Here is a 12,680-nt window from a genome sequence, read left to right on the forward strand (position 1 = left end):
ATTCGGTGGGGTAGCCGACATTTAATCTGGTTACAAAGAAAACGCTAACGGCACTGACTTGCAACAATGTTTACTGAATGGGTAAAGAATATTCCATAACGTTGGGCGGCATGATTTTAATACGAAGGAAATCCGCAAACGGTTGCTCTTTGGTAACTTGTCACCGTCAGTGGTTTAGATCGCATTTGGCTTTTTCCGGGAAATCAAAGATGAAGCCGGGTGAGGGTGCGTGTTGGTATTTGTTTTGTTAATTCATACATTGACCATATATTGTTCTGTGAACTATCGGTATTGACTTATTCAAATTTTGAATTGTATGAATTTTTCATTTTCTAATTATCAAATAGAAAATTTCTTCGATGAGATGTTTACTCCTGATGGCGAAATACGTCAGGGCTATGAACATTTGAAGAATAAATTTGAAAACCTGACGCACGAGGATCTTACCAACCGCCAGCTTGCTACTGAACGTGCACTGCTATCGATGGGCATTACATTTAATGTGTATTCCGAGGGCGAGGGTACCGAACGCATCATGCCGATCGACATTATTCCGCGGGTGCTTTCCAACGCAGAGTGGGAATGGCTTGAAAAAGGGCTGAAACAGCGGATCAAGGCATTAAATATGTTTATCGACGATGTTTACAACGAGCAGAATATATTGAACGACGGCGTGGTTCCGCGTGAGCTGATTGAGTCGAGCAAATGCTTCCTTAAACCTTGTATCGGCCTGAAACCACCAAAGGGAATCTGGTGCCACATTACCGGTACCGACCTCATTAAGGGTGATGACGGCACATTTATGGTGCTGGAGGATAACCTGCGTTGCCCGTCTGGAGTGTCTTATATGTTGGAAAACAGGGAGTTGTCGAAACAGATATTCCCGGACGTGCTCGCGCGTACCGGCGTGCGACCTGTATCCGACTACCCGACGCGCCTGCTGCAAATGCTGCAACACCTCGCCGACCGTCCTAACCCGACTGTGGCCGTGCTTACCCCCGGTATTTATAACTCGGCCTATTTCGAGCACTCGTATCTGGCACAGCAAATGGGCGTGGAGCTCGTGGATGCGCGCGACCTCGTAGTTTCGGATGGTTATGTCAAAATGCGGACAACCAATGGTTTGCAGATCGTTGATGTGATCTACCGCCGGATCGACGACACGTTCATGGACCCGGAATCATTCCGGGAGGATTCGCTGATCGGCATTCCGGGCATTTTTGAAGTATACAAAAAGGGCCGCGTGGCATTGGCCAATGCGCCGGGGACGGGTGTGGCCGATGACAAGGTAGTGTATGCCTATGTGCCGCGCATTATCAAGTATTACCTGGGTGAGGAAGCGATTATTCCGAACGTGAAGACCTACATCTGCGGGGAAGAGGATGATATGAACTATGTTCTTGAGAATATCTCACAATTGGTTGTAAAAGAAGCCAATGAGGCAGGTGGTTACGGAATGCTCATCGGGCCTAAGGCTACGGAAGAAGAACATGAACTTTTCCGTCAGAAAATAAAGGACAATCCGCGGAATTATATTGCCCAACCGACGATTTCTCTATCAAGGGTGCCTTGTATGGTTGACGGACACGCCGAAGGGCGGCATGTTGATCTCCGGCCTTACATATTATATGGCGACGATATCAACGTAATCCCCGGCGGCCTTACCCGCGTAGCATTGCGAAAAGGATCGCTTGTGGTGAACTCGTCGCAAGGTGGTGGGGGGAAAGACACCTGGGTATTGTATTAAGTTATCATTAACAGTTACTGGCAGTCTGTTCATGATAACGGTTTACGTATTTTTTTGATAAACCTTGTTTGAACTGCCTGAACATCAACAATCAGTAACTTAAATGATTCAACAATGCAACGCCAAATAACCGGATGGTTCAGTCCGGCGCTTAACAAAGACATGGAAATTGCCGTTTATGGACATTACGGAGTTGCGCTTCTGATGATCCCTACCGCGGCATCCGATTACCTGGAATACGAACGAAATGGGTTGATCGACGCTATTGAGCCGTACATCTATTCCGGAAAGGTCAAAGTTTATTGTATCAAAAGCATCAATGGAGAAAGCTGGCTAAATCCCTACATGCATGGCTACGACAAAGCCGTGCGTCACCAGGCATTCAACGATTATGTGATCAAGGAGGTGGTGCCGTTTATCAAAGAAGATTCCAGCCCTACGAATGAGATTATCGCTGCGGGTGCTTCCTTCGGTGCGTTGCACGCTGCCAACCTGTTTTTCAAGCACCCCGATTACATTCACGGGGTGATTGCAATGAGCGGCTGTTATGACCTGAGTGTGTATACCGACGGCTATTACGATGACAATGTGTATTTCAACTCGCCGATACATTACCTGCAGAACCTGAAAGCAGAGTGGCACCTGCAAATGTATCGCGATAGCAGGCACATTCATTTCGTCACAGGCTCGGGCGCGTACGAAGTGCCGGATTATTCGAGGCATATATCGTCCATCCTGACTTCAAAGAATGTGCCTCACGAGCTGGATATCTGGGGGAGTGATATTCCTCATGAATGGTGGGCCTGGAAAAAAATGCTGCCTTATTACCTCGAAACGAGATTCTGATACCGCAAAAAAGCGAAAGCCCTGAAATGATCACATTCCAGGGCTTTCGCTTTTTAGATATAGTCCATCAGGCTCCTTCGAACTGTCGCAGGAACCTTACGTCGTTTTCTGTAAACAAGCGGAGGTCGTTGATGCCGTAACGGAGCATCGTGATCCGCTCGATACCCATTCCGAATGCGAAACCGGTGTATTCTTCACTGTCGATTCCGCAGTTTTCAAGAACGTTCGGATCTACCATCCCTGATCCTGCGATTTCAACCCAGCCGGTGTGCTTACACACATTGCAGCCTTTTCCTTTACATATGAAGCAGGAGACGTCGATTTCCGCGCTTGGCTCGGTAAACGGGAAGTAGGATGGACGGAGGCGGATCGTAGAATCCTTGCCGAACATCTCCTTCGCGAAGTGGTATAATGTATCTTTCAGATCTTTGAAGCTCACATTCTTATCCACATAAAGGCCTTCTACCTGGTGGAAAACGCAATGTGCGCGGGCCGAGATAGCTTCGTTCCGGAACACGCGGCCCGGCATAATGGAGCGGATCGGCGGCTTCTGGCGTTCCATCAGGCGCACCTGCACGTTGGAAGTGTGCGTACGCAGGAGGACGTCGTCCTTCACATCGCCTTCACTTTTGGAAATGAAGAATGTGTCCTGCATTTCACGCGCCGGGTGGTTGTCGGCGAAGTTCAATGCACTGAAGTTGTACCAGTCCTTCTCGATTTCCGGCCCGTATGACACGTTGAAGCCCATGCGTTCGAAAATCTCGATGATCCTCCGACGAACGATCGTTAGCGGGTGGAGGCTTCCCTGCAAGTTGGGCGTAACAGGCAAGGTCAGGTCGATCAGCATTTCAGGATTGCTGTCCGCCGAATTTTCCAGTGCTGTCTGAAAATCCTGAAAACGTGTTTGTGCCAGGTTTTTGAGTGTATTCAATTCCTGGCCAACGGCCCGGCGGTCTTCCTGAGGAATATTTTTGAGATTATCAAAAAGCTCGGTTACTGCGCCTTTTTTACTGATATATTTCAACCTGAAAGCTTCCAGTTGCTCCTTGGTGCTGACTGTTGCCTGTTCGATTTCAGAAACTAACTCCTTTACCCGCTCGGTAATCATAAAAGCTTGTTGTTATTGGTGACTTACGCCGCGTTCGTTGCGGCAGGAGGCCCTTTTCGAGTGCCCCGAAATTCCTGCAAAGATAACGAAAGTTAGCTCGCAGGCGGAAGTGAAATGGCTTACTTGCGTTTATTGGGTTGGTTTATTGGAAAAGTCCATGTTTTTGAGACTACGTAAAATTACGCATTTTACTAAGTTCGCTTACGTCATTTTACATATTACCTAATTGTTAAATGATTGATTATTAGCTGTTTGTGTGCTGATACGTACTTTTACGTATTTTCTGAACACTACGCGATGTGCTAATTTTGAAACAAGAAATCACAACAATATTAGCGTAGTTACCATGAAAAATTTCCCCAGCTTTACTCGCCCCAACCTGTCAGACAGATCTTACAACGACAGCCGCTCTTATATTTCGGTACAATCGATGGGTAGAACGATCTTTTTGACACCCGATGTAATCACCTTCCTCGAAGGTGAAGGAAACTACACATTTATATATACGAACAACGGTAAGAAATACCTCGTTTCGAAGACTTTGAAATCTCTTGCAGAGCAGTTGAGCGCAAAGTTCCTTCGCGTTCACAAATCATATCTTGTAAATGCCGACTACGTGGTAGAGCGTCTGGAAGACGATCGCATGCTGAAACTCTCATGCGGTAAAGAGGTAGTCGTATCGCGCCGGAAAATCAAAGAGGTATCTGGTCTTCTGGATCACACCAACCTCATCCGTATCAGCGCATAAAGAAATTTTGGTGAATTAAATTAGTGGGTTATTCATAAAAACAGCAGCCATCGCTCGATCGAAGGCTGCTCGTTTTGTTTATGGGTGGCGTTGCCGCCCGACCGCCGACGATGGACCGCCGACGGCCGATTTGGTTTACGTATCGACGCTGCTATGAAATATAATAAAGCGGCCGTCGGTCGTCAGCCGTCGGCGGTCGATCAAAACAACTTCAGCCCCAACGTCACCTGCCAGGAACTTACCTTCTGTTTCAACGAGGCGCCGCCGTTAACGGGTTGGCCGCTTACCTGAAATGACGCAAGGTTGGTGAATGAACCTTCTTTTCTTACATCCAGACTAAAATTCCCCAAATCGAGCCCGGCTCCAAGCTGGTAGCCGAACGTTGCTTCGGACATGGCGTTGTTCAAATCGGATGTGTAGTATTTGAATGCATCGCGTAGCCGCTGGTTGTCACCGATACGGAATGAAGTAACCGGTCCCGCGAGAATGCGGAACGGGCCGCCTTTCAACCCAATCAGCAGTGGCACGTCGATATTGCTGTATTTGACATTGATCGTTTTTTCGACTGGTGTTTCCTGGTCATTCTGGATTATTTTGAACGAACCTCCCTTTGTAGAAACGAGTACTTCGGGTTGGATGAATATCGTTTTGCCGAAGCGCATCCAGATACCGCCTACGGCGCCGGTTCTTGTGTTGAAGCTTTCTTTCAGGTTATCGCGAACTTCTTTACCGTCATATCCGAGGTACGGATTTCCCTGATCATCGTAACGTGTCGTGAAAACGTCGCCCATGGTAAGCCGCGACAAGTTTACCCCTCCCTTGATACCAAACGCAAAACCTTTTTTCTGGGCCTGCACATTTGAGAATGCGAAAATGCAGAGCAAACAGGCACAGGCCACTTTTGTCAGGATGTTCATGGATAATATGATTTTTTAAGTAAAACAGGTTAATAACGCCAATTTGCAAAAAACTATACCTATCCTACATTTTTTTTGATTTTATGGCCAAAACATGCAAAAATTGGATTAATATCGTCTGAATTACGTTAGTCACCAAGAGGATATAAATTAGACTATTCTATTATGGCCAAAGCCAAGACGGCATATTTTTGTCAGGAATGTGGGTATAATTCGCCAAAATGGGTCGGCAGATGTCCGTCGTGCGGAGAATGGAATACTTTCGTTCAGGAAGTTATTGAAAAGGAGGACAAAAAAACAGCGGTTTCCTGGAAATCGGTGAATCTGGCCAGCCGTCCGCGGGCGATTGCTGAAATTGTCTACGAAAATGAGCCGCGTATCCGCACATTCGACGAGGAACTCAACCGCGTACTTGGCGGAGGGATCGTGCCAGGTTCTCTGGTGTTGATCGGTGGCGAGCCGGGAATAGGGAAGTCGACATTAATGCTACAAATCGCATTGACGCTTTCCAATAAAAAGGTATTGTACGTTTCTGGCGAAGAATCCGAAGCGCAAATCAAGATGCGGGCGGAGCGGATGGCGGCCAAAAGTGATAATTGCTTCATCCTCACAGATACGCAAACCCAGAATATTTTCAGGCAAATAGAAGATTTTCAGCCGGAAATCCTGATCGTTGATTCTATTCAAACCATGCAATCGACCTATATCGAGTCGGGGGCGGGCAGCGTGTCGCAGGTACGTGAATGTACGGCGGAATTCATGAAGTATGCTAAGGAAATGGGCGTTCCGGTGTTCCTGATCGGTCATATTACCAAAGATGGTTCGCTTGCGGGTCCGAAAGTGCTGGAACATATGGTGGATACCGTTCTGCAATTCGAAGGCGACCGCCATAATACCTACCGGATTCTGCGGACGATGAAGAACCGTTTCGGAAGTACTTCCGAGCTGGGTATCTATGAAATGCAGGGAACTGGCCTCCGGCAGGTGAGCAATCCCTCGGAAATCCTGATTTCTCAGCGAGACGAACCTGTGAGCGGCATTGCGATCGGATCGATGATGGAGGGGAACCGGCCATTGCTGGTGGAAATCCAGTCGCTTGTGAGCGTGGCTACTTATGGCACACCGCAGCGGAGCAGTACGGGTTTCGATGCAAAACGTTTGCAAATGTTGCTGGCAGTGCTGGAAAAGCGGGGAGGTTTCAGGCTGGGTGTGCAGGACGTATTTTTGAATGTGGCCGGTGGCTTGAAAGTAGAGGATCCCGCGATTGACCTTGCGGTGATTGCGTCGCTGGTTTCTTCTTATGAGGATAAATTCATTCCACCATCGGTATGCTTTGCGGCGGAAGTAGGACTGGGAGGCGAGGTCCGCGCGGTGAATAGGATTGATAGCCGCATTTCGGAATCCGAAAAGCTGGGCTTTAAGAAGATTTATATTTCAAAATACAACAGCAAAGGGCTGGATTTGAAGCGTGGGAAGATCGAGGTGATTCCTGTGGCGCATTTGGACGAGCTCTTTATGTCGCTCTTTCTGAATCAATAAGTTGATTTCAAATGCATTACCGCATTTTGGAATGCTTCACCAAATAGGCGAGCAATACGGGGTCGAAGCCCTTGGCAATATCCGCTTCAATGAAGTCAATCTTGTATTGCCCGCATTTTAGCTTCAATTTTTGATAGAAATCGCCGACAAACTGCTGGTAGGACTCGCGCACTTGCTCGGGCTGGACTTTGATTTTTTCACCCGTTTCGAGGTCGACAAACTCGTAAGGCCTGTTTTCGAATGCAAAATTCTCCTCAGTCTTTCGATCGGTGACGTGGAAAAGCAGTACTTCGTGCAGGTTATGCCGTAAATGCTGCAATGCGGAAAAAATCTTATCTGCTTCCTCGATATTATCGAACATATCACTGAAAATGACCACGAGTGAGCGCTTATGGATCTTTTCGGCGATTTGATGCAGCACGTCGGCTACCGAAGTTTTCCGCAGCGGCCGATTGGCTTGCAGCTGCTGTTCCAGTTCAAGCATGATCTTGTGAACATGCGATGGCGTGGATTTTACAGCGGTTTGTACCTCAATTTGTTCCGAGAATGTGCATAGGCTCACGGCATCTTTTTGCCTTTGAAGCAAATAGGTAAGGCTGGCCGCGGCCATGACGCTGAACGTCATTTTACCAAAATTCTCTTCCGGGTAATACATCGAAGACGACGTATCGAGCAGAATGTGGCACCTGAGGTTGGTTTCTTCCTCGTAGCGCTTGACATATAGCCGGTCGGTTTTGGCAAAAACCTTCCAGTCGATATTCCGTGTGGATTCGCCGGTGTTGTAAAGCTGGTGTTCGGCAAACTCGACTGAGAAGCCGTGAAAAGGAGATTTGTGAAGACCGGTGATAAAACCTTCTACCAACTGTTTTGCAAGAAATTCCAGATTCCCGAATTCTCTGACTTTGGCCAGATCCAGTTGGCGGACACTCATGTTAGCATCAAGGCTTACTTACTTCTCATCGAAATGACTTTGCCCGATTTCGGGTCGATTTCTTCGTTGGGTGACAAGAGCACCATTCCTTCCATTCCTACAACTCGTACTGAGACATTGGCAACGCCTTTGGCGAGAATGCCCAGCAGGCGGGCTGCTTCCTTACTGAGGTCGATCACACGGTGCCTTGAAAACGGGCCACGGTCGTTGACTCTCACGATCACTTTCTCATCATTATCCAGATTCGTCACTTCAAGCATGGTATTGAGCGGGTAGCTCCGATGGGCGGCGAGCAGCTCACTGCTTTTATGTACCTCTCCGAAAGAGGTTTTTCTGCCGTGGAAGCGCGCCGAGTAATAGGAGGCGGCTCCGGTTTCCGTTTTGCCGAGTTTTACCTGAGCGATAGCTTCCGGTAATAGCGCGACAAACGCTAACATGGTGAGAATCAGAATCCGACGATAAGTCATTTTTCTGGATTTAAGTGAAACATAATAAGGTAAAAGTCCCTTATTTCATATCTTTCTTTGGTGTTTCAGGTCAATTTTAAAACCCACGAATTTCAAAACTAGTAAAAAGATCTAAACAAACCAGCAAAAGTTGCAGTTAATTTGAATGCGGTTACCGGGCCAGCTTGTAACCCCCAACTAACAAATTGCTAATATGTTCCGGTTTTTTTGGAAGCAGCAATAAACTTTATATTTTAGCGTTTGGAAACCTATTTAAAACTAAACATAGTGGAAGACAGAGAGCAAATCTACTCCAAAAGGGTCAGGGCGGGAAAAAGGACTTACTTCTTCGATGTTCGCTCAACGCGATCTAACGATTACTATCTTACCATCACAGAAAGCCGTCGCCACCCTCAGGGAGACGGGTTTACGTACGAAAAACACAAGATGTTTTTGTACAAGGAGGACTTCGACAAGTTTGTGGAGGCATTGAAGGAAGCGGTGGATCATGTGAAGACAGAACTGATGCCAGAGGTTGACTTCTCGCAATTTGAATCCAAGGGAGACGAGGTAGACGTAGTAGGGGAGTCGGACCTTAAGTGGGATTAAGAAATTCAGATATTAAGTAGAAGCCTTCGCAATTGATTACGAAGGCTTTTGGTTTTTGTACCTGCTAAATAGTAATTTTGCGAAAATTATTATTCAGCAGGCGGGCATGCTTTGCATTACTGATCGGGCATGCGGCCGCCATTCACTGCTTACCATTCATATATGAGTCTTCAATGTGGGATTGTCGGATTGCCGAACGTTGGGAAATCCACCCTTTTTAATGCCATCTCTACCGGCAAAGCCGAAGCTGCCAATTATCCTTTTTGTACCATAGAGCCCAATGTGGGCGTTGTAACCGTTCCCGACGAACGTCTGGATGTACTGACAAAGCTGGTTGGTCCTCAAAAAGTAATCCCTACCATTATCGAATTCGTGGACATCGCGGGTCTTGTGAAAGGCGCGAGCCAGGGAGCGGGATTGGGTAACAAGTTTTTGGCCAACATCCGTGAGGTAGATGCGATCGTACACGTGGTACGCTGCTTCTCCGATGACAACGTCGTGCACGTGGAAGGCCGTGTTGACCCGGTATTCGATAAAGAGATCATCGACGCCGAGTTACAGCTTAAAGATTTGGAATCGATCGAAAAGAAAATTCAGCGTACCGAGAAAGGCGCACGCGCTGGCGATGCCAAAGCGAAAGCTGAACTCGAATGGCTGAAAAAATACAAGTCAACGCTGGAAGAAGGCAAGAATGCCAGAGCTGTTGAGATCGATCCGGAAACGAGAGAATCGGTGATCGGCGACCTGCAATTGCTGACAGCGAAACCGGTACTTTACGTTGCGAACGTGGACGAAGGCTCCATGCTGACCGGTAATGAATATTCTGAGAAGCTGAGAGAGGCTGTGAAACACGAAGGTGCGGATGTGATCGTACTTTGTGCGGCTATTGAATCTCAAATTTCCGAAATAGAAGACCCGGAAGAGCACGAAATGTTCCTGAGCGAATACGGATTGGCGGAATCGGGGTTGAGTAAGCTCATCAAAGCATCTTACGCGCTTTTGAACCTCATTACCTATTTCACTGCCGGCGTGAAGGAAGTTCGTGCATGGACGATCGTGAAAGGCTGGAAAGCGCCGCAAGCCGCCGGGGTAATCCACAGCGATTTCGAAAAGGGCTTCATTCGTGCAGAAGTGATCAAAATCGCAGATTATGAACAATATAAAACAGAACCTGCAGTGAAAGAAGCCGGTAAAATGGCTGTGGAAGGCAAAGAGTACGTTGTCGCAGACGGCGATATTATGCACTTCCGATTCAATGTATAGCGTCTGCAATATGATTCAGATATGAAAAGAGCGGCACATTGCCGCTCTTTTGCTTTGTATATCAATCCTCGTAATAGTCGGGCGCGTCTTTATGGATCACCGCGCGAAGCGTTTTGGCCATGTGCAGAATGGTATCGACTTTATAATGTGCTTTCTTTAAAAGCTCGGGGTTATGTCCTTCGTTGATCAGCTGCATAAACATCTCGCGCAGAAAAACCAGGTCGTCGATATTCTGCGAAAAATCCTCTACAATGTACATTTGAAAGCCGCGGTCGTCCACCTGCGGGAAATAGAGGACCAGATATAGGTCGGTCTGCACGTAAAAACTGATCACATGGTTCGCCTCGAAATTGGCCGGCATTTCGTCATGATCCACCAGGCAATCGACAATGTAGTTCTCGTCGTTGGTGATCGAGAGATTGGATGTGAGGTACACGCTGTTTGCTGATGATTTCATAACGTTAAGTAGTTAACGCCGCCGGTTCCATTCTACGGTGCGGTAGCCAACGAGCAGGTCGGCGCGGCTGGCAGGCGGACGGTGATAGATCAATATGTCGTAATCGTTCTCAGTTGCTGCGAAATTTCCTTCAATATATGCTTCGTCGGGCTTTTGGTTGCCTTTCACCATTGTATAGTTATAGTTGATCACGCCTTGTTTGACCATCATTTCAACCTGGTATGCCTGCGCGGTAGCATCGTACGTCATTTTATTGTGGTCGGTAAGCTGCCAGAGGTTGAAAGCACCATTTACATAAAATGTCGCGCCAGGATCTTCCTCGGTCTTTAATGTGAATACCACCGGTGTATAATCGGCTTCCACACTTCCCCGTCCCGATTCTCGCTGATCTACAATGTACTGGCCATTGAAATCGTCCATCTGAATGTAAGGAACATGTGCCCGTGGTTTGTCGGGAAAGAGGAACAGCTTGGTAAACTCATCCGTCCGCTCGATTTCATTTACCCCATAACCACGACCAGTTAATGATCGGCTGTCGAAATACCTGAATTCATTTCCGCCCTGGAAAGTGTTTTCAAGGTCAAAAAAGGTGTATTCCAATAGTTGGTCAAATGGGCGCACGTTGGTCGGTTTGTAGTCAGTCTTCGCCTGGTCCCACCGGAAGTTCTTCCGGATCACCACTTTCAGGTCTGTTTGCGGGGCATTGAGCTGGTAGCCTTTGTAATCCACCGAAAAGTCGATCTGCTGATCCGAGAACTGCTGCTCAATTCCCTGGGAGAAACGCGCCTTCGCGGTAACATTCACGCGCGGTTGATAATGCATAAACCGCCGGCTGAACATTAGTTTTCTGTCACGGTCGGAAAAAACATAGATTACATAATTACCAGGAAGTTTCAATTTGGGTAATTCAAAACGATAATGCGTGTAGGGTACCTTCGTGCTGAACGATTGATCGTAGGTATTCAGTGGATATTCGTTGAACTCGTAGGTGAATTCGATGTCGTTCAGGTTTGATTTAGTCCAATCGGCATTGCAATGAATGATTTTGGCCCGGTAACCCTCTGGCTGGCCGGTCATATCATCGAATTCGAGCACCAGCGGGGCCGGATTACCCAGTGGTGTAATGGGTGGTGTGAGCAGGCGGGTAGGGTTCTCAGGATCGTCCAGAGCCGGGTACAGCAGCACAGTTTTGATTTTGTCCTGATAAATAAAATCTTCCAGGCGAAGCCCTTGTGGCTGCGCATACGCGTGTGTGCAAAAGAGAAAAAGAGCTATCAGCAATACTAAACGCATCTCGGGATTTTTAAATGAGTAACGATACTTTTTACGGTAAGGTACATATAGTTTGGAAAAGGTGATTTGAACATTATTAACTATTTTTGATTAGAAACCATGACAGCAGTAGCGATCAAAATGTACACACAGGAAGAGTATCTTGAACTGGAACGGGCAGCTGAGTACAAGAGCGAGTACTATCGGGGGGAGATATTTGCGATGTCGGGAGCGAGGCTTAATCACAATCGGGTTAAAGAGAATCTTTCCATTGCGGTAGGCCTTTTTTTGAGAGGGAAATCATGTAGCAGCTTGTCAAGTGACATGCGCGTGCATATTCCCGAAAACACTTTGTATACTTATCCGGATCTGTTGATAGTTTGCGGGAAGCCAATTTTGTTGGACGAGCATATGGATACGTTGCTCAATCCCTCGGTCATTATCGAAGTGTTGTCACCAAGTACCGCGAGCTATGATCAGGGAAAGAAATTTCACTTTTACCGCAGTATGCAGTCGCTGGTCGAGTATATCCTGATAGACTCTCAGGAAGTAGGCGCGCGAGTGCATCGCAAAGGCAGTGATGGCGTTTGGTTCGTTTCCTCCGAAGCCTACGAGATCGAAGGTAGCATCGAAATCGGCCATATCGGACTTACCTTAAAGATGGTGGACATCTACGATCAAACAATCGGCATTTTATAGCAAGGGGCTGACTAAAAAGGCCCGAGTCAATTTGGCTGTAAATAGGCTTTTTGGATTTTTGAGACTGATAGAAGCCTGGTTAAATTAACAAGGGGTCA

The 12,680-nt window shown here is 47.2% G+C and carries 13 protein-coding genes; 7 read left to right on the top strand and 6 right to left on the bottom strand.

What is annotated here, in order from left to right:
- Nucleotides 1-316: 316 nt before the first annotated feature.
- A complete protein-coding gene (locus CLV60_RS23925) occupies nt 317-1,747 on the top strand; it encodes a circularly permuted type 2 ATP-grasp protein (RefSeq protein ID WP_106597897.1) in 1,431 nt (476 codons plus the stop codon).
- 114 nt (nt 1,748-1,861) lie between these two features.
- The gene (locus CLV60_RS23930; protein WP_106597898.1) at nt 1,862-2,593 is read left to right on the top strand and encodes an esterase family protein; all 732 of its coding nucleotides are present in this window, start codon (nt 1,862-1,864) and stop codon (nt 2,591-2,593) included.
- A gap of 67 nt (nt 2,594-2,660) precedes the next feature.
- Here the strand turns inward: CLV60_RS23930 and pheS are convergent, their stop codons facing one another.
- A complete protein-coding gene (gene pheS, locus CLV60_RS23935; protein WP_106597899.1) occupies nt 2,661-3,701 on the bottom strand; it encodes a phenylalanine--tRNA ligase subunit alpha in 1,041 nt (346 codons plus the stop codon).
- Between the two features lie 346 nt (nt 3,702-4,047).
- Here pheS and CLV60_RS23945 point away from each other — a divergent pair, with 346 nt between their 5' ends.
- Nucleotides 4,048-4,449 carry a LytR/AlgR family response regulator transcription factor gene (locus CLV60_RS23945; protein WP_223402727.1) on the top strand — a complete coding sequence of 134 codons (402 nt, stop codon included), beginning with the start codon at nt 4,048-4,050 and terminating at the stop codon, nt 4,447-4,449.
- A gap of 200 nt (nt 4,450-4,649) precedes the next feature.
- Here the strand turns inward: CLV60_RS23945 and CLV60_RS23950 are convergent, their stop codons facing one another.
- Complete coding sequence (locus tag CLV60_RS23950) at nt 4,650-5,366, bottom strand: porin family protein (RefSeq protein WP_106597901.1); 717 nt, start codon at nt 5,364-5,366, stop codon at nt 4,650-4,652.
- 165 nt (nt 5,367-5,531) lie between these two features.
- Between CLV60_RS23950 and radA the strand changes: the two genes are divergently transcribed.
- Nucleotides 5,532-6,905: a DNA repair protein RadA gene (gene radA, locus CLV60_RS23955; protein ID WP_106597902.1), complete on the top strand. Its 1,374-nt coding sequence runs from the start codon at nt 5,532-5,534 to the stop codon at nt 6,903-6,905.
- Between the two features lie 16 nt (nt 6,906-6,921).
- On the opposite strand, the gene CLV60_RS23960 is transcribed toward radA, so the two are convergent.
- Both CLV60_RS23960 and CLV60_RS23965 read right to left on the bottom strand, forming a co-directional pair.
- Entirely contained in the window at nt 6,922-7,836 is a 915-nt protein-coding gene (locus tag CLV60_RS23960; protein WP_106597903.1) for a DUF58 domain-containing protein, read from the bottom strand.
- A gap of 14 nt (nt 7,837-7,850) precedes the next feature.
- Nucleotides 7,851-8,303 (bottom strand): septal ring lytic transglycosylase RlpA family protein, encoded by a 453-nt coding sequence (locus CLV60_RS23965; RefSeq protein ID WP_106597904.1) that lies wholly within the window; start codon nt 8,301-8,303, stop codon nt 7,851-7,853.
- Nucleotides 8,304-8,543: 240 nt separating this feature from the next.
- On the opposite strand from CLV60_RS23965, the gene CLV60_RS23970 reads away from it, so the two are divergent.
- On the top strand, nt 8,544-8,891 hold the full coding sequence (locus tag CLV60_RS23970; protein WP_019942161.1) for a DUF3276 family protein: 348 nt from the start codon (nt 8,544-8,546) through the stop codon (nt 8,889-8,891).
- 162 nt (nt 8,892-9,053) lie between these two features.
- Nucleotides 9,054-10,154: a redox-regulated ATPase YchF gene (ychF, locus tag CLV60_RS23975; protein WP_106597905.1), complete on the top strand. Its 1,101-nt coding sequence runs from the start codon at nt 9,054-9,056 to the stop codon at nt 10,152-10,154.
- A gap of 61 nt (nt 10,155-10,215) precedes the next feature.
- Here the strand turns inward: ychF and CLV60_RS23980 are convergent, their stop codons facing one another.
- Together CLV60_RS23980 and CLV60_RS23985 are read right to left on the bottom strand one after the other, a co-directional pair.
- A complete protein-coding gene (locus tag CLV60_RS23980; RefSeq protein ID WP_106597906.1) occupies nt 10,216-10,611 on the bottom strand; it encodes a hypothetical protein in 396 nt (131 codons plus the stop codon).
- Nucleotides 10,612-10,623: 12 nt separating this feature from the next.
- On the bottom strand, nt 10,624-11,904 hold the full coding sequence (locus CLV60_RS23985; protein ID WP_106597907.1) for a type IX secretion system plug protein: 1,281 nt from the start codon (nt 11,902-11,904) through the stop codon (nt 10,624-10,626).
- 99 nt (nt 11,905-12,003) lie between these two features.
- On the opposite strand from CLV60_RS23985, the gene CLV60_RS23990 reads away from it, so the two are divergent.
- Nucleotides 12,004-12,582, top strand: a complete 579-nt coding sequence (locus CLV60_RS23990; RefSeq protein WP_106597908.1) for a Uma2 family endonuclease — start codon at nt 12,004-12,006, stop codon at nt 12,580-12,582.
- The last annotated feature ends 98 nt before the right edge of the window (nt 12,583-12,680 follow it).

This window comes from Dyadobacter jiangsuensis (assembly GCF_003014695.1).
GTDB classification, from domain to species: Bacteria; Bacteroidota; Bacteroidia; order Cytophagales; family Spirosomataceae; genus Dyadobacter; species Dyadobacter jiangsuensis.

What these genes read in the sequence shown, in the direction of transcription:
- CLV60_RS23950 (WP_106597901.1), bottom strand. Translation starts at nt 5,366, where the DNA reads ATGAACATCCTGACAAAAGTGGCCTGTGCCTGTTTGCTCTGCATTTTC.
- CLV60_RS23945 (WP_223402727.1), top strand. Translation starts at nt 4,048, where the DNA reads ATGAAAAATTTCCCCAGCTTTACTCGCCCCAACCTGTCAGACAGATCT.
- CLV60_RS23965 (WP_106597904.1), bottom strand. Translation starts at nt 8,303, where the DNA reads ATGACTTATCGTCGGATTCTGATTCTCACCATGTTAGCGTTTGTCGCG.
- CLV60_RS23925 (WP_106597897.1), top strand. Translation starts at nt 317, where the DNA reads ATGAATTTTTCATTTTCTAATTATCAAATAGAAAATTTCTTCGATGAG.
- CLV60_RS23960 (WP_106597903.1), bottom strand. Translation starts at nt 7,836, where the DNA reads ATGAGTGTCCGCCAACTGGATCTGGCCAAAGTCAGAGAATTCGGGAAT.
- CLV60_RS23930 (WP_106597898.1), top strand. Translation starts at nt 1,862, where the DNA reads ATGCAACGCCAAATAACCGGATGGTTCAGTCCGGCGCTTAACAAAGAC.
- CLV60_RS23985 (WP_106597907.1), bottom strand. Translation starts at nt 11,904, where the DNA reads ATGCGTTTAGTATTGCTGATAGCTCTTTTTCTCTTTTGCACACACGCG.
- pheS (WP_106597899.1), bottom strand. Translation starts at nt 3,701, where the DNA reads ATGATTACCGAGCGGGTAAAGGAGTTAGTTTCTGAAATCGAACAGGCA.
- radA (WP_106597902.1), top strand. Translation starts at nt 5,532, where the DNA reads ATGGCCAAAGCCAAGACGGCATATTTTTGTCAGGAATGTGGGTATAAT.
- CLV60_RS23980 (WP_106597906.1), bottom strand. Translation starts at nt 10,611, where the DNA reads ATGAAATCATCAGCAAACAGCGTGTACCTCACATCCAATCTCTCGATC.
- CLV60_RS23990 (WP_106597908.1), top strand. Translation starts at nt 12,004, where the DNA reads ATGACAGCAGTAGCGATCAAAATGTACACACAGGAAGAGTATCTTGAA.
- ychF (WP_106597905.1), top strand. Translation starts at nt 9,054, where the DNA reads ATGAGTCTTCAATGTGGGATTGTCGGATTGCCGAACGTTGGGAAATCC.